Source organism: Zhouia amylolytica (assembly GCF_900116365.1).
In the GTDB taxonomy this organism is placed as follows: Bacteria; Bacteroidota; Bacteroidia; order Flavobacteriales; family Flavobacteriaceae; genus Zhouia; species Zhouia amylolytica.
On sequence record NZ_FPAG01000010.1, the window covers coordinates 57,942 to 81,731 of the forward strand.

Below are 23,790 nucleotides of genomic sequence, written 5' to 3' on the forward strand. Positions count from 1 at the left end.
ATATATTCCGTCTTCCTAAACTTTTTATAATTTTATGTCACGATACCACGTATTGAATTGATTAATAGCAGAGAATTGATTGAATAGAGAGGGTATTAGTTATTTCGATTAAATTAAGTCAGAACACACTTTTGATTATCCAACCCCTGTGTGTCTGATTTTTCCTTACCCTTTTTATATCCTTAATAATTGATTAATAGCAAGCCCAGGTTTTGCATACTTAACTGTCTGCATATGGTTTTAATCATTTAAGGATATTATGACAGTTATTACCAAATCGAGAATATGGTTGTCGTCGCCTCATATGAGCGGACGGGAACAATTATATGTAGACGAAGCATTTAAAACTAATTGGATAGCTCCGTTAGGACCCAATGTAACTGCTTTTGAAGAATGCTTAGAGCAGCATCTGAATGATGAAGTTTTTGTTGCTGCCTTGAGTTCAGGTACTGCAGCTATACATTTAGGTTTAGAATTATTAGGAGTGTCTAAAGGCGACGAAGTGCTTTGTCAGTCCTTTACTTTTACGGCATCTGCAAATCCCATTACTTATGTAGGAGCAACCCCGGTTTTTATAGATAGTGAACCGGAAACATGGAATATTAATCCTGAATTATTAGAAAAGGCGATAAGGTCAAGGTTAGATGCCGGGATAAAACCCAAAGCTATCATAGCCGTACATCTCTATGGAATGCCATACCAGGTGGCAGAAATTAAGGCCATTTCTGAAAAGTATCAAATTCCCGTTTTGGAAGATAGTGCTGAGGCATTAGGAAGTATGTATCACAATAATCAATGTGGGACTCTGGGTGATCTTGCTATTTTGTCCTTTAACGGCAATAAAATAATTACAACCTCCGGAGGAGGCGCCCTGATATGTCGTTCAACAGAACAAAAGCAACGAGCCGTGCATCTGGCTACACAAGCTCGCGATAATGCTCCTCATTATCAACATTCCGTAATCGGATACAATTATAGGTTAAGCAATGTATTAGCTGGTATTGGAAGAGGACAAATGGAAGTACTGGATAAAAGAATTTATGCCAGAAGAGCTAACCACGCTTTCTATAAAGCTCAGTTAAATGAAATCGATGAACTAGAATTTCTACCCGAGCCTGAAGGCGTATATTCAAACAGGTGGCTAACTGCGATATTGACACCTTCGTATGAGATTAGAGAAAAAATTCGCTTAGCACTGGAGGAAGAAAATATAGACTCCCGTCCGCTATGGAAACCTTTGCACTTGCAACCCGTTTTCAAGGATCACATGTCATTTGACAATGGTTGTTCGGAAGATCTATTCAACAGGGGATTATGCCTGCCAAGTGGATCAGACCTTACTCAAGAAAATCTTTACCACATCACTCAAGTTATTAAATCTATATTATGAAACTAAAAAATTACGTACTCTATAATTCACAAAGATATGCCTCTCAATGGCTGGTTTTAGCTATTGATTTAACCATAGTTGTTGTGTCTTTTATGATGGCTTATTTAGTTAGATTTAACTTAACACTGAACTTTGACACCACCTCGTTTTTAAAACAGCTTCCCATCGTATTTCTTATTACTCTGGTCAGTTTCCTTATAGCTAAATCACATAAAGGTGTGATTAGGCATACCGGTTTTAGAGATATCATTAATGTGTTTGTTGCTATAGGTATTTACTTTTCAATCACGGTTTCTTTTGTTTTGTTGAATAGAGAAACGGATATGGTAGCCGGATTTACCATTCCATTATCTATCATCATCATACATTCTTTATTGAGTTTCGTTGCGATGAGCTCCAGTAGAGTACTTTTTAAAATGACATATAAATACCTGTCATGTCGAGCCCAATATGGTAAAAATATTGTAATCTATGGTTCTGGTGATGCGGGTATTATAACCTTTAATGCCTTAATATCGAATCCAAGTGAAAAGGTAAATATTATCGGTTTTATTGATGATGACGAAACTAAGGCAGGAAAATCTATTAATGGAGTTCCAATTTTTGAGCGTAGAAAATTAAATCCCGAATTCGTTGAGAATAATAAGATCTCTGAAGTAATTGTATCGATTCAAAAATTACCGGTTAAAGAGTTCAGAGTATTGGTAAATGACTTAATAGACCTTTCCCTGGAAGTTAAGGTGGTACCTCCATTTGAAAACTGGATCAATGGTGAACTGAATCCAAATCAAATAAAACAAGTACAAATTGAAGATTTACTCGACAGAGATCCTATCGATATAAAAAATCCTGTCATAGAGAATGAGCTTGATGGAGAAGTAGTATTGGTTACCGGTGCTGCAGGATCTATAGGAAGTGAATTATCAAGACAAATTGCAAACTACAATTACAAGCAGCTAATCATGATCGATCAGGCAGAATCGGCCTTGTACGATCTGCAACAGGAGTTGGTTCAGTTGAAAGTTGAAAATATAATTCCAATTGTAGCGGATATCAGAGATAAGACTCGTATGGATTATATCTTTAATAAATACCGCCCTACAATGATCTTTCATGCAGCAGCCTATAAACATGTCCCTTTAATGGAATCAAATCCCTATGAGGCTATTAAAATTAATATGGGAGGTACAAAAACAATTGCTGATGCGGCATCGTATTACAAAGCGAAAAAATTCGTGTTCGTTTCCACAGATAAAGCTGTTAACCCTACCAACGTAATGGGAGCAACCAAAAGGGCCGCAGAAATGTATATCAGCTGTATGCAATACGAAAGTAACACGAAATTCATCATTACAAGATTTGGAAATGTACTGGGATCTAACGGCTCTGTAATTCCATTGTTTAAAAAGCAAATTGAAAAAGGAGGCCCGTTGACCGTTACGCACAAAGAGGTTACACGTTATTTTATGACTATTCCTGAGGCATCTCAATTGGTGCTGGAAGCCGGAGCAATGGGAAAAGGAGGAGAGATCTTTATTTTCGATATGGGAGAATCCGTTAAAATATACGATCTGGCTCTTAATATGATACGTTTATCAGGCCTGCATTATCCAACTGATATAGATATTGATATAACAGGTTTGAGACCTGGTGAAAAGTTATATGAAGAATTATTAGCCAATGGGGAAAATACATTGCCTACGTATCACGACAAAATTAAAATAAGCAAAACAAGACCTGTAGATCACAGAAGAATCAAACCAATTATTGAAGAAATATGTATTGCCAATTTCTTTCAGAATAATAACATCGTTTTAAAGATGAAAGAACTGATTCCAGAGTACATTTCAAACAATTCGCAATTCGAAAAATACGATAAAAAACAGGAAAAACTTACCGATAATCGAAAAAAAGTACTTACATCGAATTTCTTTGAAAGGGTGAATGATTAATCCTTAAATTGAAGAAAATCAGGTAAAAACATTACTAATGAATCTAAGATTTAGCACCTTTAAAAAGGTATGTTATACAGTACTGTTGAGTTTATTTTTTACAGCATGTGCCTCAAGAGAAGACGTTGTTTATATGCAAAATGCTAAGAAATTTGAAACCGTAGTTAATACAGATACTTTTGAACCTAAACTGAAAGTTGATGATATATTAAGTATATATGTTTCAGCTTCTGATCCGGAATCAGTTAAGCCCTTTAATCTGATTAAAGGAATTACCAATACGGGGAATCCTCAAGAGTTGGATTACCTGATCGATAAAGAAGGGAATATAGATTTTCCTGTCCTGGGTAAAGTAGAATTGGTTGGACTCACCACAGAACAAGCCAAGCAAAAAATTCGCGAAATTTTACAAAAAGACTATTTAAAGGATCCGATTGTTAATATGCGTATTAAAAACTTTCGGGTTACTATTTTAGGTGAAGTAAATAAACCAGGTACCTATACCGTAGATAGTGAGCGGGTTACCATATTCGAAGCGCTCGGATTAGCTGGCGATCTCAAGATAAAAGGGAAAAGAGATAATGTGCTGGTCATAAGAGATTTTAATGGAACTAAAACCTATACGAGGGTAGATCTAACTTCAAAAGCCTTAATCAACTCTCCTGTTTATTTTTTAACGCAGAATGATGTGGTATATGTGGAACCTAATAAATCCGCAATTACCTCTGCCTCACTCGATAACAGAGTTACTATAGCAGTTTCTATTTTATCGATGTTAGTTACATCAGCAGTCGTTATTATAACCAATAGTAATTAGGAGGAATTATGCATTTAAACGGGCATATAATGAAAGTGGATAAAAAGACGGACAATAATAATATTAGAGAGTATCTCCTAAAATATGGTAAGCATTGGAAATGGTTTGCATTATCTGTTCTGATGGTTGTCGTCTTAGCTTATTTTTATATTAGATATACCATTCCGGAATATGCTTCCAATGCATCCGTAATGATTTTGGAAGATAAATCCAGTTCATCTGAAAATGCTATTTTTCAGGATTTAGGAGTGTTTGCCAGCAATTCAAGAAAAGTTCAGGACGAGATTGAAGTGCTAACCTCCAGGTCTGCTTTTATAGAAACCGCAAGACGATTAAACCTTAATATTCAATATTTCAACAAAGGAAGAATCATAGAGCCTCAAATTTATCCGAATATACCAATCAGTGTTAATTTCTTTTCAACGGACTCCATCATTTATAAATCGAGATTATCTGCAAATCTTAAAATTATATCAAACAATAGGTTTTCATTTAACGAGAATTCCGGTTTGGAAGAAGAAACCGTTCCTAAGAACTATTCTTTTGGAGAAAAGTTTACCACCTCCCTTGGTGAGGTTATAATTACTCCTTCACCCGATTATATTTCTAATTATATCGGGAAGACTATCAAAATGGAAATAAAACCACTTGATCAAGTGGCACAGGGTCTGAAAACAAAAGTGATGGCTATACCAACTGAAGATAATTCTAATGTTGTCGATATAGCAATCAATAGTGAAAATAGACAACAAGGAAATGACATCTTAAATACACTGATAGAGGTCTATAAACAAAATATAGTAGACGAAAAAACGCTGGTGTCCAAGAATACAACTGATTTCCTGAATGATCGAATTAATCTGATCGCAGCCGATCTGGCTGATGTAGATAATGTAGCAGAACGTTTTAAAACAGGAAACAGGCTAACCAATATTGCAGCTGATGCAGATATTTACCTTGAATCAGGTTCGGCCAACGAACAAAGAATGGTGGAGACCGGAACAGAATTAAGCATGGTTAACTTTATGAAGGAATCATTGGATACCCAAAAGTCCTTCGAATCAATTCCGGCTAATATGGGATTGTCTGATGAGGGGATCACAGAAATCACCTCTAAATACAATAACCTTGTTTTAGAGCGTCAACGCCTGCTTAAAAGCTCTAATGAAAAGAATCCGGTAGTTGTCAATCTTGACCAGCAACTGGAAGGGCTAAGACAATCAATGAGCCAGAGTTTAGACAATTTAAGTAATACCTTAAAAATTAAATATAACGATCTGCAGGATCGGGCCTCCCGAATTAACTCAAGAATTTATTCGGTACCCGGTCAGGAAAGGGAACTAAGAGATATACAGCGGCAGCAGCAGATAAAGGAATCACTTTATCTGTACTTACTGGAAAAACGTGAAGAATCTGAAATAGCTACAGCATCGGTATCACCAAACCTTAAAATAATTGATAAGGCTTATGTGGTAAGCAATACTCCCGTTACGCCCAAAAAGAAATTCGTCTACCTTGCGGCGATTATCATAGGAATGTTTATTCCATTTTCAATCCTTTATGCTCAGGATCTGTTCAATAATAAAATTTATAATAAAGAAGATTTACAAAAACTGTTTCCTGATATTCCTGTTCTTGGCGAATTACCCAAGATCGATGATAAAAAGGAAAAAGCTATTAAGATCAATGACAGATCTATATTAGCAGAATCATTCAGATTGATCCGTACCAATCTGGATCACGTAATGAAAAAGCAAAAAAATAAAAGAAACAATAATGTGGTTTTTATAACCTCAACGATTAATGGAGAGGGAAAATCTTTTGTTGCATACAACCTGGCACTTACATTGGCATACTCGAATAAAAAAACCTTAATAATAGGGGGTGATATCCGTAATCCGGGGTTAAACTTATTTTTAAATGGGATCCCAACCAATGTCGGGCTGACAGAGTATTTACAAAAAGCAGAAATTGAAGTGGAGGAAATTATTAATCCTATATATAATGATATACCTTTAGATATTATCCTCTCCGGTAAAATTCCACCAAATCCGGCCGAATTATTGATGAGTGATCGTTTAGGGTATTTATTTGATGCGGTAACAGATATTTATGATTACATTATAGTAGATACCGCTCCTTCAATGTTAGTAACAGATACGCTTTTAATCAGTAAATATGCCGGACATACAATCTATTTAACCAGGGCAGAATATACCGATAAACGTATGCTCGATTATCCAAGGGAACTTTTCGACGATCATAAGTTAAATGGAATGGTTATGGTGGTCAATGATGTAGATACTTCTAACTTTAGCTATGGAGGCCGTTATGGATATGGTTATTACGGAACAAACAGGAAAGCGAAAAAAGTTAAGAAAAAGCGTTTTGAAAAGGTGAAAATTTAAAATTCATTGTGTTTTCAAAAAGCTTAATAAATCGGGTGGGATGCTTCTCAAGGTGCCATCTTTTAGTTATTGCTTCTTGATGTGGCGGTGAGTTTAATCGCTAATTAATCCAAACCTTCCGGAATTTAAGTTATTAAAAATGCGTTTTTAAACATACACCCTTTCGTTGGTAGGAAGAATTATAAGAGAGCTTTTGACGATTAAATAATTTTCCACAATACTCCAAAAGAAACGGTAGCATTTGTCCGTTTTTGCACTTTTTTGCCGCTTTGTATATATTGATACAATAGGATTCAAATTGTTTATTGAACTTGAAATTTCACCCGTCTTAAGTCAAAATTACCTATGGTTTAATGGGTAGTTACGGCATAGTTCAAGTATGGATAAAGCATGGATAAAGCATGGATAAAGTATGAGCACATGTATTTTTGTATAAAGTAATACAATTTGTTTTCATTAGAGCTATAAAAACATTTTCAAGAACTGGAATTAAAGTATTTAAAGAAGGTGATTATATTCATTTACAGGATTTCTTTGATCAATTCCTGTAACCTGGGTAATATTTCAATTTCAAACCATGGATTCTTTTTAAGCCAAAATCTATTCCTTGGAGAAGGATGGGGAATAGGCAGATAGCTTGGTAAATATTGTTCATAATTCTTAACTGTTTCTGTCAGGGTTTTTCTAACATTCCTTTGTAAATAATACTTTTGAGCGTATTGACCTATCAAAAGGGTTAGTTGTACTTCGGGCATTTTTGAATTGAGCTGTGAATGCCATAAAGGAGCGCATTCAGGACGTGGTGGTAAATCACCAGATTTACCTTTGCCAGGATAACAAAACCCCATTGGAATTAAGGCAAAATTTTTAGGGTCATAAAATTGTTGCTCATCAACACCCAACCACGATCGCAATAAACGTCCACTTGGATCGTTCCACGGTATGCCGGTTTTGTGAACTGATGTTCCCGGAGCCTGTCCGATAATTCTAACTTTTGAATGTTTGTGAGCAGAAACAATAGGATTTGGAGCAAAGGGTAAATGGTTTTTACAATGGGTACAGGCTTGTATTTCCGAAAGCAGCTTTTTCATGGATATAGTGTTCCATAATTTGGTTAGAATAGTGGTGTGGATGAATTTTTACGATGGAAATTAATCTTGTAATAAAACATCTGCGCCATTTTCTCGGCTCTCCATTTTGCTTCCTCGGCTTTTTCTCCTTTAAAAAAAGAGTCTACCGTGTTTCGAAATATCGTCAGCCATGTTTCAAAATGTTGCTTTTCAACAGGTAGATTTGCATGAGGCATAAAGGGACTTCCCCGATACGTATGATGATCTAAAAGAACAGTTTCCCAGAAACGATACATTTTTTCTAAATGTATGTTCCAGTTATCTTGAATAATGCCATTAAAAATAGGGGAGAGTAGCTTGTCTTTTTTTATTTCATCATAAAAGCTATCTACAAGTAGTTTAATATCATCCAGGTTTGTAATATCACTATTCATTTTACCGATTACTTTTACTGTTTTAAAAAAGCGATTCCTTTATCAAGGTCTTTGGCTAATTCGGTAATAGAGGTTGTTTCTAACATTTCCCTCAATTCTTCACGAATATTTAAAAACTTAAAGTGCACCGGACAAGGATGTTCTTCGTTACACTCTTTTAATCCCAAACCGCATCCCTTGTATATGTTATCGCCATCAATGGCTTTAACAATCTGGTAAAGCTTGATATCATGAGAACCACTACGCAGCATCTCAAATCCGCCAAGAGGTCCCTTCACAGAATGAACAATCTGGCTTTTTACTAATTGTTGCATTATTTTGGCAGTAAAGGCCTCGGGTGAATCGATAGCTTTTGCTATTTCTCTAATGTTAACCCGACGTTGATTTAGTGATTGCTCAGCTATATATAGGGTTGCTCTTATACCATATTCGCAGGCTTTTGAAAACATATTGATTCGATTTGATAACAAATATATAATAAAAAAGATTTTTTTGTCTTAAATAAAGAAATAAAAAAAGCCGCAATAAGCGGCTTTATTCATGTTCTTCTTTTTCTCTAATGAACAATTCCTAAAATACCTAATATTGTGGTAATAACCACCATGCCTAATACGGCCAATAAAAGGAATACAATGATTTTAAGAAAACCATTAAGAACTGCGTTTTGATGTACAATTTGCCCCATAAGATATTTATTTAAAGTTAATCTTGATCTTAATTTTAAACAGACTTGGGGCGATTGTCGATCTCTAAATTACGAAAAATCAGTGTATTAACCAATTTTTATAGGCTAATTCCGATTAAATGCTATAAAAAAGATTGTTAATATCTCAAAATCTATAATGCGCTGATAATGTCGTGTTTAGTTATAATACGGTATTTTCCATTGCCTGCATTAATAAGCACCGCCTTGTTCTTTTTGTTAATAAGTTTAGAGATATTTTCAATAGACGTGTATTCATTTACAACAGGATAAGGTGCTTGCATAAAGTCTTTTATGGGCTTATCCACCACATTTTTATCATCCATCCAGGCTTTAAAAAGATCAGATTCATCTATGGAGCCCACAAAACCTTCACTATCGACAATTGGTAGCTGGGAGATGTCATACTTCTTCATGCGTTCTACAGCATGCATGACGAGCTCTTCAGTTTTTGCTGTAATTAGTTCCCCTTCTTCTTGCCTGCTAACGAGGTCTGCAGCCGTTTTGATATCAGATTCCAGAAACCCTCGATCTCTCATCCAATCATCATTAAACATTTTAGCTACATACCTGCTTCCATGATCATGGAAAAGCACCACTACAATATCATCCTTTTTAAAGTGTTCTTTTAGTTGTAATAGCCCTTTAACTGCTGCTCCTGCAGAATTACCGGCAAAAATACCTTCTTGTCTGGCTAATTTTCTCGTGTAAATAGCGGCATCTTTATCCGTAACCTTTGTAAACCCATCTATTACACTAAAATCTACATTCTTAGGTAAAATATCCTCTCCAATACCTTCAGTGATATAAGGGTAAATTTCATTTTCATCAAATACTCCTGTTTCATGATATTTTTTGAAAACCGAACCATAAGTGTCTATTCCCCATACCTTAATACGAGGATTCTTTTCTTTTAAAAATCTTCCTACTCCGGATATAGTACCACCGGTTCCAACACCCACTACAAAATGAGTTATTTTACCATCCGTTTGTTCCCATATTTCCGGACCGGTCTGTTCATAATGGGCAGCTGTGTTGGCAAGATTGTCATATTGGTTTACATACCAAGAATTCGGGGTCTCCTCAGCAAGTCTTTTTGAAACTGAATAATACGAACGTGGGTCTTGAGGCTCAACGTTTGTGGGACAAACAACAACTTCGGCTCCTACGGCCCTAAGGATATCTATTTTTTCTTTTGACTGTTTATCATTGATAACGCAAACCAATCGGTATCCTTTAACAATGGCTCCTAAGGCTAATCCCATACCCGTATTCCCAGACGTTCCTTCAATGATGGTGCCTCCCGATTTCAAAAGCCCGGAAGTCTCCGCATCCTCAATCATTTTAATGGCCATTCGATCTTTTACGGAGTTACCTGGGTTGAAACTTTCCACTTTTGCCAGGACCAAGGCCTCTATTTCTTTGGTGAGTTCGTTTAACTTAACCAAAGGCGTATTCCCTATGGTTTCTAAAATGTTATGTGCGTAGTTCATTAGTTTGTAGTGTTTCAGATAAAGATATACCAATAAAAATAAAGCAATACGGATGGTCGTATTTCCCTTGTGTTACCTTAAAGGATTATAAGTATTAATTGCTTATTTTTGCCTGATAAATATATTTACAATGAAGTTAGACAAAATTCCACAAATAAAACATACTGATGCTGGTAACTTTTTCCTTTTGGCAGGTCCATGTGCCATAGAAGGTGAAGACATGGCATTAAGGATTGCTGAACGTGTAGTAGAAATAACGGATAAACTGAATATACCTTATGTCTTTAAAGGAAGTTTCAAGAAAGCAAATAGAAGCCGTATTGATTCTTTTACTGGTATTGGTGATGAAAAGGCCTTAAAAATATTGAGAAAAGTATCGGAGACCTTTAATGTACCAACAGTTACGGATATTCATGAGGTAACAGATGCAGAAAAGGCTGCTGAATATGTTGATATTCTGCAGATACCAGCCTTTTTGGTAAGACAAACTGACTTGGTAGTGGCAGCGGCCAATACCGGTAAAACAGTGAATCTTAAAAAAGGACAGTTTATGAGTCCTGAAAGCATGAAACATGCCGTTAAAAAGGTAATTGATTCTGGTAATGAGCAGGCTATGATCACTGATAGAGGAACGATGTTTGGGTATCAGGATATGATTGTTGATTTCAGAGGGGTACCTACGATGAAAGAATATGCTCCGGTTGTTTTGGATGTGACCCATTCGCTACAACAACCCAATCAAACCAGTGGTGTTACAGGAGGGCGACCGGATATGATAGAAACCATTGCCAGAGCGGGCGTAGCAACTGGTGTCGATGGACTATTTATGGAAACGCATTTTGATCCGGCTAATGCAAAAAGTGATGGAGCTAATATGCTTCACCTTGATTATCTGGAAGGATTATTAACCAATTTGGTAGCCATAAGAAAAACTATCAATTCGTTATAAACGGTCTCTTAGTTTTTTGGGACTGATACCATGAAATCTTTTAAATGCAGCACTAAAATGTGTTGCATTTTTGTATCCAATGGTTTCTGATATTTCATAAATCGGGACTTCAGTTCCCTCCAACAGCTCTTTCGCTTTTTGCATTTTCACTTTTAAAGCATAAGCACCAACAGAAGTTCCGAAAACTCGCTTAAACTCTTTTTTAAGAATATATTCATTCAATCCAACCTCTTTACAAAGACTTTTGATCGATAAGTTCTCATTCATTCGTTCGCGGAGAATTTGAGTAATCGAATATAGTTTTTTAATAGTACAGGAGGTATTTACTTTTACTCCAATGTTTTTCCTGGTTTTATAATTATCGATCTGGATCGCAATAAGCTCCAGGATCTTAGACTCAAGGAAGATCTTATAGGATATTCCTTTGTAAGCCCTTTTTGTAACATCGCTTATAATGCTATAGAGTTCATTGGTCATAGGGATGATGACATGGCCATCAGGATCTCCAATACGCTTAAAGAAGGTGTCGTTGTTGAGGTCGTGTTTTAATAGAAATTCATCCGATAGTTTGATATTTACCTCATGATGAATTTTACCACCAGATACTTTGATGTCGCCTTTAAAGTTTGTAAAATTTAATAAATAGGAGTCCTGGTCTGCATAAATGTATTCATTGCCATTCCTGCTATTGGTTAGAATAGTCTCTCCTTTGATCAGAAAAGACAGATGTTTCCCTTCATAATCATTGTTCATACTAAGAATAAGGTCATTTTCCAAGCTAAGTTTTTTTATAGAGATATAAATATCCTCAAAGGAGTATACCTCAATAGTACCTCTACCTAATTCAGGTAAGATTTTATATTGCTTCTTTGTGATCCATTCTGAAACACTTGAACCAGTTTCTATCCCAATCATTTCGTGGATTGGAATCAAACAACTCAAGGTGTTTTTTGTTTTACGTCTTTTTTCCTCCATAAATCGTCACTAAGACCTTATGCACTTCTATTATTTTTGCTTCAAATTTATTTAGACTAATTATAAATAAAAAATTTATGAAAGGAATTTTTACTATTTGTGCGAGTTTATGTCTGATAATGAGCGCATTTGCACAAAGCAGTGTTGTAAGAGGTAAAGTGGTAACTTCAGACGGTGTACCGATACCATATGCCAATGTGTGGCTAGATCAAACCTCAAAGGGTGGCATAACCAATCAGGATGGAGTATTTGAAATTAAGAATATTGATAAGGGTATCTATACGCTGATGATTACCAGTGTGGGATATCAGAAATATCAAAAACAAATTAGATTTTCCAGGGAAATAGTATCCCTTCCCGCAATTGTATTAACGGAAACAACTGAATCTTTAGACGAGGTAATCGTGAATGGAAATGGTAAAAGTGATTTTATCGTAAAGAAACCTTCTTCATCCTTAAGACTCACTACAGAGACTATAAAACTTCCTCAAAATATTCAAATAGTTAGTGATGAGGTGCTTAAAAATCAAAACATTACCAACATGATGGAGAGTGTTACCCGAAATGTTAGTGGTGCAATGATGATTGAACATTGGGGACATTTTGCAAGAATAAATATGCGAGGATTTAATTTGCCGGCTTTCAGAAATGGAATGAATGTACAGATGCCCTGGGGGCCATTATCACAGGATATGAGTATGGTTGAACAAATTGAATTTGTAAAAGGTCCTGCTGGTTTTATGCTATCTGCCGGTGAGCCGGGAGGGTTTTACAATGTCGTAACTAAAAAACCAACCGATCAACAAATTAATGAGTTGACTTTTACCGCAGGAAGCTTTGATAACTACCGGGTGACTTTCGATTCAGGAGGCAAATTAACCTCAAACGGACGATTAAAGTATCGCTTTAATGCTATGATTGAAGATGGGGAGTCGCATATAAAGTATGATGAAAGCAGTCGTTACAGTTTGGTGCCTGCAATTACCTATGAGATTTCAGATAATACGACCTTTACTAATGAATTTACATATCAGAATGCCGATATGATCGTAGGATCAGCATATGTTTTTGCTCCGACTGAGCCTGGATTTGAGGCGGTAGACAGAAACTTTTCATCAATTGATGAGGGTGCTCCTGTATCGAATATAGAAGAGTATAGTTTGACTTCAAATTTCACCCATAAGTTTAATGACCAATGGAATGTAAATGCTCAATATATGTACATGAGATATAATGCCGAAGGAGCAAGTTTTTGGCCCTGGAGCGTTGCTGAAAATGGAGATATGATCAGGGGAGTAAGTATATGGGATGCTCTAAGTACAAATCAATTAGCCCAGGTGTATTTGAATGGAGAATTCTATACCGGAGGTATAAAGCATAAAGTAATGGGGGGATATGATTATAGAGATTTAAAGTACTATGCCGACTGGGGTCAAGGTGCTGCTATCGACGAAACACCTTTCAATATTTATAATCCTGAATACGGGAATGCAGTTTGGCCGGATTTCGACAGATCTCAGTCAGTTAAAGTTCGTGGAGAAGGAAATTTACAAGGAACCAAGTACAACGCCTTTTATGTACAAGATGAAATATGGATGTTGGATGATCAATTAAGAGTAACCCTTGCCGGTCGATATACGGATGCTGAGATCTTTGCCTATGGGGACTCCAGCAATGAGTCTAAATTTACACCCCGCGTAGGACTAAGTTTCGATATCCTTCCAACACTTACCATCTATGGATTATATGACCAATCGTTTACGCCTAATTATGGTATAAGCCGAACCAATCAAAAGTTTGATCCGGTAGAGGCCACCGATATTGAGGGTGGAATTAAGAAGTCATTTCTCGATGGACGATTGACTACGGGATTAACGGCTTATAAGATTACCAAAAACAACATTTTAGCAACCGATCCGGAAGATGTGAACTTCTCTGTTCAGGTAGGACAAGTAACTTCACAAGGTTTAGAATTTGATCTGCAAGGCGAAATTACGCCGGAGTTAAACGTGGTTTTAAATTATGCCAATACCAAGGTAGAAGTAACTGAAGGGAATGAATATTACCTGGTCGGTACGCGTTTGGCGGGACATGCTAAACACATCACTAATGGGTGGTTCAATTATAACTTCAATAACGACAGTGCTTTGAAAGGCTTTGGTTTATCGTTGGGATATCAGTATCAAATAGACCGATCTTCCTGGGCATGGAGTGCTGGTAATGAAGCCATTTTACCTGACTACTTTAGATTAGATGGAGGATTGAGTTGGAATAACGACCATTTGAGGGTCAATCTGAACATTAACAACATTCTGGATGATTATCTCTATTCTGGTTCTGCTTACAGTAGCTATGTGTATTGGCAAAGTGAACCGGGTATTAACGGTAGACTTACCCTGGCTTATAAATTCTAATCTATTAAATTTTTAAAAAATGAAGAAGAATATACTCTTAGTATTAATGCTTTTTTTAGCTACAAATACATTTGCACATTATCTATGGATTGAAACTAAACCTGTAGGTAAGGAGCATAAAAAACATGAGATTAAAGTTCGATTTGGAGAATATACTTATGGTGTAATAGAACAAGTAAATGGGGACGCATTTCAAGGAGTTAATGATTTTCAGCTTTGGCTAATTGCACCGGACGGATCCAAAACTACTTTAACGGTTAATCCTGAAAAAGATCATTACACTACCTCTTTTGTTCCCACTCAAAAGGGGACTTATACCATCGCACTCGATAACAAAAGCATGAAAGTTCTGGATTATACAGCCTATGACTTCGGAATTTTTAAACCTCAATACCATGCAAAAGCAAGGGTAGTGGTTGGTAATGGAATTGATAAAACAAAAGAAACGAATCCGGAGGGTATTGAAATTATTGATTTAAGTGACGATAAGCCGGGGAAAGATCAACAGGTAACCTTAAAAGTTCTATTTAAAGGCAAACCATTAGCAAAGAATGAGATTGTGATTTATGTGGCAGATCTATGGAGTAAAACTTTAGAAACAGACGAAAACGGACAAGTGTCATTGAAGTTACCATGGCAAACCATGTATACAGTTGAGGTAACTTATAATGAACAAGTGCCGGGCAGTTTTAATAATACCGCTTATGAATTTATCTGGCATTGCGCAACCTACTGCATTCCATTGTAGGCCTTGTTTAATTGTTTGAGTTAATAGTTAGTTAGTTGTTAGACCCCGGATTTTGTTCCGGGGTTTTAACCATTGAATTTAAAAAGTTTGAAAAGTGGTAAGTATTACAATGACGATTATAGCATTAGGATTCTTTTGTTTATACAATACGTCAAGTCGCGCAATTATAAATAAAGAATCGAATTTTAATAAATGGATTCAATTCATTCCATTACCCGGTGAGTATTTAGGCGTCGGACTACTAATATTCGCCTATCTGCTTTTTTGTGTTGTCTATGGCATTGGAGGAGGAATTTTATTGGCTACAGTAACTCTAATGACAATTGGGAGTCTTGTAGTATTACTTCATCCCTTACAACACTTTAAATGGAGACATTTATTTATTGCATTTATTATCTCATTAGTCTTAGAAACTTTCATTTTTTGATATGCCGGCAAATAAAAAATATTTAACAAGTTCTGCATTACACCGAATCTTAAAAATAAGTGCAGGATTGATAGGGGGGTATGTAATCACTATAGCAGTACACTTATTTCTCTCATTATGGTTTGATAAAAATATAATCATGATAACGATGAGTTTTAGTGGTTTTATTCTATGGGCGCTATTGCTTTTGTTAGCTTTCCTATTTCGAAATGGATGGAATGCCTGGGGCACTTACCTTTTAATAGCACTTTTCTTATTAATACCTTTTTATTGGTTCAACTTCTAATTCTTTACTATGGATAAACGATTATATAATATTTTCTTTCATACGCATACCATAAGCGGCATTTTTATAAGTGCCATTTTATACGTCATCTTCTTTACCGGATCGTTCTCATTTTTCAGGGATGAAATTATCAATTGGGAGCGTAATGAATCTGTTGACGAAAACTTTGTTGCTTCTATTGATTTTGATAAGGCATTAGATACTCTTAAAAATACATACGATTTATACAACAGGGACATAACCATTAATTGGCCACATGCGGAGAGGCGCATTAACTTTAATCTTACGGGCTCTAAAGACAGTCTTTCTTCAGCATCAGATAGGACACCTTCTTTCTTTTATTTCGATCCTGAAACTTCTCAACAAACCACTTATGTGGAATCTTATTCCCTCGGGGAATTTTTATATCGTTTGCATTTTTTAGCTCAGATTCCCTATCCTTATGGATACTATCTATCGGGTTTTGTCGCCTTTTTTTTCCTGTTTGCCATTATTACCGGAATATTGGTTCACTGGAAAAAAATCATTCCTAATTTCTACATTTTTCGACCCAAGGCCAAACTAAAGACCTTATTTACCGATGCCCATACTGCCTTGGGGGTTATAGGATTACCATTTCAGTTTATCTATGCTGTAACGGGTGCTTTTTTTATGATTAAACTCTTATTGGTTGCACCAGGCTTGATTACTTTGTATGATAACGATCAAGAAAAATTGTATCAAGAACTCGGCTTTGCTCCAACACCACATGATCCGAATCATAAACGACTGGATAAGGATTTCAGGATTAATGAGTATGTGTTAGATGCCCAAAATACCTGGGAAAATTTTAGGGTAACCAAGATCTTTTTAAATAATTATGGAGATACTAATATGCATATAATTATAGAAGGGGTAACGGATTATAGAGCTAAGATGAATGGTGCCGGAAAGCTTGTTTACAATGTATCACAACAAAAGGTAGTTGCTCAAAAGAATCCTTATATCGAATCAACCTATATCGATGCCGTTAGAAATTTGATGTATCGATTACATTTTGGCGATTATGGAGGAATGGGATTAAAGGTCATTTCGTTCGTTTTAGGATTAATTGGTTGTTTTGTAATTATTTCAGGGATACTTATTTGGCAGATTGCCCGTGATAAGAAACATCTGGAACCCAGGAAAAGGGTATTTAACAATATATTATTCCATGCATATATGGCTGTTTGCATGTCGCTTTATCCCGTAACAGCTTTCTCGTTTATTGCAGTTAAACTCAATGGAAGTGCATCTCAGGGATTCATATATCGATGGTTCTTTATAAGTTGGCTGGTGTTTAGTATTGTGTATTTTATAAAGAGAGACGATAAGTTTATGTGTAGGAACAGCTTATTAGTGGGAAGCCTTTCAGGTTTCATGATTCCATTGGTAAGTGGAATTATATCCGGGAATTGGTTGTGGGTAAGCTTCAAGCGAGGTTATCTGGATATTTTATTTGTAGATATGCTTTGGCTAGTCGTAAGTATAATTGTCTTTTTAGTGTGGGTTAAAATGAGGTTAAAAATCAATAGCATGTCAGAAATAAAGAATTAAATATCGCTGTTTTCTGACAATAATTGTATATTGGGATGTTCAATCATAAAAACACAGAAGGAAAATTATGAAACTAACATCTTATTTTTTAGTTGTTTGCATGGTTTTTATAATGATTTCATGCCAACAACAGCAGCAAGCTGAAGATTCCGGACAACAGATGGGATCTTTATTCATTTCAAAAGAAAAGCCACAACCTGGAGATTCCCTAAACCTTAGGTATAGTTCGGACGAAGAAGTTTCAGATGCTTACTATTCCTATGCGGTACACGATACTTATTATCCGGTGGACATCGATTTTGAAAAGAAGGAGGGTGCTTGGGAAAGTACAATTAAGGTTCCTGATTCTGCTACTGCTTTAATCTTTAACATTAAGGCAGGTGATGAGGTTGACGATAATGATAAGAAGGGATTTGTCACTTATCTGTATTCATCCGAAGGAGCTTTAGTTCCCGGGTCAATGGCTAGTGCCGGGGCATATTATATGAGATATGGTAGCCGATTGAATTTGGATATTGAAAACGATTCAATTATTTCGTTATATCAGGAAGATTTTAAAGCAAACCCTGCTATAGTTGATGAATGGGACTTTAATTATCCACGTTTTTTATACAGAGAGCAAAAGGAAGCGGGGGAAACCTTTATTAAATCACGTATAAGTGCCATCAACCAAAAGAGTTCTTTGGATGAAGATGACTACAGAACATTGGTAGTTTTGAATTCAACCATTGGAAATGATTCTGTCGTTGAGGTTCTTAAAACGAAGGCAATGGAGGAATTTCCTAAAGGCAAGTTAGCACAGGAAGCTGTTTGGATGGATTTCTACAGTGAAAAAGACCTTGATAAGAAAAAGGAATTGTTAGCTGAATTTAATGAGACTTTTGGTAAAAACGATTTAAGTGACCGAATGAATTATTATATGGCTAGTGGTTATGCTAAGGATAAGGATTTTGAGTCTTTTGCTATTTATGCTGATAAGATGCCTGACAATCTACAAAAAGCTGGTTTATACAACAGTATAGCCTGGCCAATGGCCGAGGAAGGTACTGATCTTGAGTTTGCTGCTGGTATTTCTAAAAAATCATTAGATATTTTAGATTCCATGAAATCGGATATTTCTGAAAAACCGGATTATTTTTCTGTGAGTCAGTATAAGAATAATATCGAAGGTACTTATAAGATGTATGTAGATACCTATGCTTTACTTCTTTTTAAGCAAGGCAAGGTTAAAGAAGCGATCAAGAACCAGGAAGTTGCCGTTGGAGAAGATGGAGGAGGTGCTGAACCTAACGAGCGTTATATTCAATATTTATTGGCTGACGGAAATAATACCATGGCACAAGATAAAGCTGAACACTTCATAAAGGAAGGTGCGGCCACTGATAAGATTAAAGAATATTTACAGGCTGCATATATGTCAAATAAAGGTTCAGATGAAGGATTTGAGGCTTATTTGAAGGAACTTGAGGGTATTGCATATGAAAAGGCGAAAGCTGAAATTGAAAAGACTATGATGGATGAAGAGGCTCCAACATTTCAATTGAAAAATTTGCAAGGAGAAGATGTGGCCTTGAACGAATTAAAAGGAAAGGTTGTTATCGTGGATTTCTGGGCCACCTGGTGCGGACCGTGTAAGGCTTCTTTCCCGGGTATGCAAAAGGCTGTAACCAAGTATAAGGACAATCCAAATGTTGAGTTCTTATTCGTAAATACATGGGAAAGTACTAATGGCGATGCCAGACAAAAATCAGTTTCGAGTTTTATAGAATCTAATGAGTATACATTCAATGTATTGATGGATACTCCTGTAGAGGAAGGGAGTCGTGAATATGACGTAATTGGTAAATATGAGGTTTCCGGAATTCCTACTAAATTTATAATTGGTCCTGATGGTAAGATTAAATTTAAGTCAGTAGGATTTAGCGGTAGTGATGCCAAATTAGTTGATGAATTAGAGATTATGATTACGTTGGCACAATCTTAAAAAGGTTAATATAAATCTAACGATAGTTTATAAAGGTAATCTAGTTTTTAGATTACCTTTATTGTTTAAATTCAAGAACAATGAAAAAAGTAGTTTTATCAATTTTAGTTTTAGGGATGTCTTTAACGGCTTGTAAAAAGAATAAGTCACAGGAAGCAGCAGATAGCACCTCTACGGTAGATACGATGTTAGTTAAACAGGAAAAAAGTACGAATGATTCAAAAACAAGTGAAGCTATGAATACTGAAAGCAGTGTATTCTTTAAAGGAGTGGGTACAGAGCCTTTTTGGAGTATTGAGATAGCTGATAATATGATAAAGTTTACTTCGCTAACAGAGGCTCATAAGGAATTTACAGTGCCCGGAGTAGAGCCGATCAGAGCTGCTGATGCCAATGTTAAGTTATATAAGGCGGAAGTTGAAAGTGGATCTATGAATATTCAAATAGCTCAGGGAGCTTGTTCTGATAATATGTCGGACAATGAATTTGGATATAAAGTTAAGGTAGAAATAAAGAAGGGTAATGAAACCGATTATACAGTTTATGAAGGGTGTGGAAATTACATAACTGATTACAGATTGAACGACCTGTGGGTTTTGGAAAAATTAGGAGAAGAAGAAGTAACGGTTGACATGTTTACCAAAGAATTACCTAATATGGAAATCAATACCAAAGACAACAAGTTCTTTGGTTACGCAGGTTGTAATAATATGCGGGGTTCCATCTTTTTTGAAAAAGGTTTATTACGTTTTACGCAGGTGATCAGTACTAAAAAGGCCTGCATGGGTGAAAATAAAGAAGATGAGTTTTTAAAAGCACTACAAAGCTCAGTGGAATACAGGATAGAGGACAACAGACTGTATTTGTATAACGATAACGGAATGCAGTTGGTGTTTAAAAAAATCGATTAATAAAATAATTCTGGGGAGTTAGACCAACTCCCCATTTACATAATCCTGCAGGTATTCATATCGCTTGGTAAGATTACCATCTTTAGTCATACGAGCTCTTTCCAGGATTCCATCTTTATCGTTGTTAAAAAATGCGGGAATTACATATTTAAGGAACATTTCACCAAAACCTTCACTGGCATCCCTCGGGAGTTCACAAGGAAGATTATCTACCGCCATTACGGCAATAGCTTTAGGGGCCTTATAATCAATTTCTTTTTCAGTTTGAGGGTCATATCCATAAATAGGATCTGCGATTGTTGAGGGTCTGATGGTGCAAGCTATAGGTCCATCGATATCACAACTAATATCTGCTACTACTTTAATTTTAAAGTCCGCTGATTTGGCATCATCTCGGGTAAATAAATACGGAGCCCCTTCGCCAAAGAAATGTCCTGCAATATAGAAGTCTGTCACTTTGGCAAATTTCATGAAATCAGATTGATACGCATCCGGGTTTTGGTAAAAGTCTTCTTTGTTCAGGAGTTGACCATCTTTTCGTTTGTTGTAGTCCAAAACATCAACCTGGCAATAGACAGGTTCCTCAAATGTTTTGTTTATATATTCATCAACGGTGACTTTTTTAAGATGCATTGCATCCAGCATTTCTTTCGCTCCATTACCTACACGGCCGGCACCAGTAAGCAGGATTTTAATATTGGGAAGGTGAATGCGATTTAGGGCATCGATCAGTGCTTGCTGATTCGGGAGGTTTTCAGCTTTGGGTAAATTGAAGGCATCATTTTTTAAGCCATAGGTTCTAAACCCGTTATAAGCCCCAACAATTCCAGCGTAGCGTCCGAAGGCTACTAACCTGTAACCTTCAGGAGCTGTTATGACTTCATGGTCATAGAGCTCAATATTTTTCTCCAATATTGCTTTTAGAAGATCACGGTTATAAGGTTGTTTTTTAATAGTGTGCGAAAAGAAGAAGTATTTCTTATTGGGAATTAACGCTTCAATCGGCACCTCTTTAACCCCTAATAGCACATCACAATCGGAGACATCGTTTACTATTTCCAATCCGCTGTTGAGGTATTCTTCATCTTTAAAGACTCTGATATCGGAGCTTTCGACTGCAATACTAGCCTTGTTGTATTGGTTTAGCAATTGTGTACAAGCTTCCGGTGACAGAACCACTCTTTTATCAGGTGGATTTTTACGTTCTCTAATGATTCCGAATTTCATATATTTTTATAACTTTAATAGTCTGATAAGTTTCAAATGTAACATAAGTGAACTTATGACACAAAACTTTTTTTGGAATAATTTTTGATTTACCTTTGTTGGCCTCCTTTAAGATTAGGGTGTTCAATTAAAGCGTTGCACATAATGCCTAAAAGGTTATAAAGGTAACCGAGGAGCTAAAGTAGTAAAAAACGTTCTTTTAAAATATTGGGGTCGACTGGTTTTGACAGCGAGTCGAATTGAAATGTAAGCATGCCGAGCTAGAGTACTAATGCTCGTTAATATCTGTGCTACACTTTTTAAATGGCGAGAATAACTACGCTCTTGCTGCCTAATCTGAATTTATAGTAAGATTATCGGCCACGTCCCCGCAAGGCGGGGAGGCGAGATGTCTCTTGATAGCCCTTGTTGACGGCGATCTAATTAGAGACACCATAAAAGTCAACATAGAAGTTGTGTAGCTTCGTCACAATTTCAAATCTTAAGAAGCTAAGCGCAGGGTAGGCGGTTTTCGGTCAGCTTTGCGTCGACAATTAAACGAAGACTAAGCATGTAGAAAGCATTTGAATTGCTTGTTTGGACGGGAGTTCGAATCTCCCCGACTCCACGATTAAGCGGAAAGCCTGCACAGAAGTGCAGGCTTTTGTTTTAGAGGACTTGATGCAATGAAGATCACGGCAGTAATCTCAGATTCCATATTTTACTTACACTTTGTAACCAGTGTAGTTTGTTCCTGAATATTTATTGGTAGTATATAAAGAATTTGTATCGAGATACATCAATTTAATCCTCCTCATACTTTATCCATACTTTAACTATACTTCAACTATGCTTCAACTACCTATTAAACCATTGGTAATTTAGGGTTGAGAATTGTGTTTTTACAAGTTCAATAAACAATTTATATGATTTTGTATCAATTTGTACATGGTGGTAAAAACATGTGAAATAGGATGTTTTTATGAGAAAATTCAGCCGTATTAAATATCTTATCTTTAAAAAGTATTTTTTAAGGATTTGCTAAAAATATTATTCATGTACACAGGTATCTTAATTCATGGATTTTAATAAACGCATTAAAGATCAATGGATTAATTCGATACAACCAGAGTCTTTATTAAATAAAGTTTTAACCTGGGGCTTTTGCAACCCTAGATTAAAACTTTAACTAAATCTTTTCTAATTAATTCAAATAAATTAAAAACTAACTCTTTAATTCTTCTTCTATAACGTGGTCCAAATTTTCCACCGTATTAGTTGTTAAGCCTGTGGCTTTATAAATAATTTTGGAATCCTGATTGATGATAATATGGGTAGGGAAACTATGTACATTATATTCGTCAGCAATAGACCTTGCCCCGGCAACGATTTGATACTTAAAAGGGGTTTCTTTTAAAAAAGATTCCAAATCGCCGGGCTTATCAAGAGCGAAAGCTATAAATACAACTTCTTTACCCTGGTATTTTTCAACGAGTTTATTTAAATCAGGAATTTCCATCGCACAGGGTTTACAGTTCTTAAACCAGAAATTTAAAACAATAACCTTTCCTTTTAATTTTTTTAAATAAAGTTCATTATTCTTCAGGTCGGTAGCCTCAAAATTTGGGGCAGGTTCGTTTAGCTTTTTGTTACTTTTTAAAGCATCTGAATTCGCAATTTTCATTTGAGCTTTTTCCTCATCAGTAGCCTCCCTCATTAAAATGGCCTTTATTTCTTTATCGTTATCTATATAGAAGTCAGGTGCAAAATCTCCAGAGGTAAAAGCTTTCATAAGAGAAAACCCTTTTAACCTCTTTCCTGTATTGTCATAAACAGGAATACTTTCACCATCGAGTGTTATTTGTTGGTTTTTATTCATTTCTCCTTCTTGTGCTTTTCTAAGCCCTTTTAAAAATTCAAATTTAGGGGGAGTCTTTGAACCGTTTTGAGCATAGGTCGAACGTGTCATAACCCCTATTGCTAATAAGATCATGATTAGTGTAAATAGATGTGTTTTCATTTTAATAGAATTTTTAATATTTATTTTT

Annotated in this window: 18 protein-coding genes and 1 other RNA gene; 11 read left to right on the top strand and 8 right to left on the bottom strand. The window is 35.9% G+C overall.

The annotated features are described in order from the left end of the window. The first annotated feature begins 259 nt into the window (after window positions 1-259). Genes BM361_RS15845 through BM361_RS15860 form a run of 4 tightly spaced genes read left to right on the top strand, consistent with a single transcriptional unit; the run spans window position 260 to window position 6,567 of the window. The gene (locus tag BM361_RS15845; protein ID WP_074980076.1) at window positions 260-1,390 is read left to right on the top strand and encodes a DegT/DnrJ/EryC1/StrS family aminotransferase; all 1,131 of its coding nucleotides are present in this window, start codon (window positions 260-262) and stop codon (window positions 1,388-1,390) included. After that, window positions 1,387-3,342, top strand: a complete 1,956-nt coding sequence (locus tag BM361_RS15850) for a polysaccharide biosynthesis protein (protein ID WP_074980077.1) — start codon at window positions 1,387-1,389, stop codon at window positions 3,340-3,342. The genes BM361_RS15845 and BM361_RS15850 overlap by 4 nt, the downstream gene beginning before the upstream one ends. A gap of 37 nt (window positions 3,343-3,379) precedes the next feature. Further along, the gene (locus tag BM361_RS15855; protein WP_074980079.1) at window positions 3,380-4,159 is read left to right on the top strand and encodes a polysaccharide biosynthesis/export family protein; all 780 of its coding nucleotides are present in this window, start codon (window positions 3,380-3,382) and stop codon (window positions 4,157-4,159) included. 29 nt (window positions 4,160-4,188) lie between these two features. Next, on the top strand, window positions 4,189-6,567 hold the full coding sequence (locus tag BM361_RS15860) for a GumC family protein (protein WP_074980080.1): 2,379 nt from the start codon (window positions 4,189-4,191) through the stop codon (window positions 6,565-6,567). 521 nt (window positions 6,568-7,088) lie between these two features. Here the strand turns inward: BM361_RS15860 and BM361_RS15865 are convergent. From BM361_RS15865 to BM361_RS15880, 5 genes are all read right to left on the bottom strand, one after another. Next, window positions 7,089-7,658 (bottom strand): uracil-DNA glycosylase family protein, encoded by a 570-nt coding sequence (locus BM361_RS15865; RefSeq protein ID WP_074980082.1) that lies wholly within the window; start codon window positions 7,656-7,658, stop codon window positions 7,089-7,091. 23 nt (window positions 7,659-7,681) lie between these two features. Next, window positions 7,682-8,071 (bottom strand): group III truncated hemoglobin, encoded by a 390-nt coding sequence (locus BM361_RS15870; protein ID WP_074980083.1) that lies wholly within the window; start codon window positions 8,069-8,071, stop codon window positions 7,682-7,684. 14 nt (window positions 8,072-8,085) lie between these two features. Continuing rightward, window positions 8,086-8,520 (bottom strand): RrF2 family transcriptional regulator, encoded by a 435-nt coding sequence (locus tag BM361_RS15875; protein ID WP_038263066.1) that lies wholly within the window; start codon window positions 8,518-8,520, stop codon window positions 8,086-8,088. 107 nt (window positions 8,521-8,627) lie between these two features. Continuing rightward, complete coding sequence (locus BM361_RS17190) at window positions 8,628-8,756, bottom strand: hypothetical protein (RefSeq protein WP_255084339.1); 129 nt, start codon at window positions 8,754-8,756, stop codon at window positions 8,628-8,630. A gap of 152 nt (window positions 8,757-8,908) precedes the next feature. After that, entirely contained in the window at window positions 8,909-10,267 is a 1,359-nt protein-coding gene (locus BM361_RS15880; protein ID WP_074980085.1) for a pyridoxal-phosphate dependent enzyme, read from the bottom strand. A gap of 130 nt (window positions 10,268-10,397) precedes the next feature. Between BM361_RS15880 and kdsA the strand changes: the two genes are divergently transcribed. Further along, window positions 10,398-11,216: a 3-deoxy-8-phosphooctulonate synthase gene (kdsA, locus tag BM361_RS15885; protein WP_038263072.1), complete on the top strand. Its 819-nt coding sequence runs from the start codon at window positions 10,398-10,400 to the stop codon at window positions 11,214-11,216. On the opposite strand, the gene BM361_RS15890 is transcribed toward kdsA, so the two are convergent. Beyond that, window positions 11,211-12,191, bottom strand: a complete 981-nt coding sequence (locus BM361_RS15890) for a helix-turn-helix transcriptional regulator (RefSeq protein WP_074980087.1) — start codon at window positions 12,189-12,191, stop codon at window positions 11,211-11,213. The two genes, kdsA and BM361_RS15890, sit on opposite strands and share 6 nt — an antisense overlap. A gap of 77 nt (window positions 12,192-12,268) precedes the next feature. Between BM361_RS15890 and BM361_RS15895 the strand changes: the two genes are divergently transcribed. The 5 genes from BM361_RS15895 (at window position 12,269) to BM361_RS15925 (ending at window position 20,536) form a co-directional block, all read left to right on the top strand. Beyond that, window positions 12,269-14,605, top strand: coding sequence for a TonB-dependent receptor (locus BM361_RS15895; protein WP_074980088.1), 2,337 nt, complete (start codon window positions 12,269-12,271; stop codon window positions 14,603-14,605). A 19-nt stretch (window positions 14,606-14,624) separates the two neighbouring features. Next, window positions 14,625-15,353, top strand: a complete 729-nt coding sequence (locus tag BM361_RS15900) for a DUF4198 domain-containing protein (protein ID WP_074980090.1) — start codon at window positions 14,625-14,627, stop codon at window positions 15,351-15,353. Between the two features lie 722 nt (window positions 15,354-16,075). Beyond that, window positions 16,076-17,641 (top strand): PepSY-associated TM helix domain-containing protein, encoded by a 1,566-nt coding sequence (locus tag BM361_RS15915; protein ID WP_074980094.1) that lies wholly within the window; start codon window positions 16,076-16,078, stop codon window positions 17,639-17,641. Between the two features lie 67 nt (window positions 17,642-17,708). Further along, on the top strand, window positions 17,709-19,625 hold the full coding sequence (locus BM361_RS15920; protein WP_083425980.1) for a redoxin domain-containing protein: 1,917 nt from the start codon (window positions 17,709-17,711) through the stop codon (window positions 19,623-19,625). Window positions 19,626-19,705: 80 nt separating this feature from the next. Further along, the gene (locus BM361_RS15925; protein ID WP_074980098.1) at window positions 19,706-20,536 is read left to right on the top strand and encodes an META domain-containing protein; all 831 of its coding nucleotides are present in this window, start codon (window positions 19,706-19,708) and stop codon (window positions 20,534-20,536) included. An 18-nt stretch (window positions 20,537-20,554) separates the two neighbouring features. On the opposite strand, the gene BM361_RS15930 is transcribed toward BM361_RS15925, so the two are convergent. Next, a complete protein-coding gene (locus BM361_RS15930) occupies window positions 20,555-21,763 on the bottom strand; it encodes an NAD(P)-dependent oxidoreductase (protein ID WP_074980100.1) in 1,209 nt (402 codons plus the stop codon). Between the two features lie 209 nt (window positions 21,764-21,972). Here BM361_RS15930 and ssrA point away from each other — a divergent pair. After that, window positions 21,973-22,373: a transfer-messenger RNA gene (gene ssrA / locus BM361_RS15935) on the top strand. A 594-nt stretch (window positions 22,374-22,967) separates the two neighbouring features. On the opposite strand, the gene BM361_RS15940 is transcribed toward ssrA, so the two are convergent. Next, a complete protein-coding gene (locus tag BM361_RS15940) occupies window positions 22,968-23,762 on the bottom strand; it encodes a TlpA family protein disulfide reductase (RefSeq protein WP_139226739.1) in 795 nt (264 codons plus the stop codon). Between the last annotated feature and the right edge of the window lie 28 nt (window positions 23,763-23,790).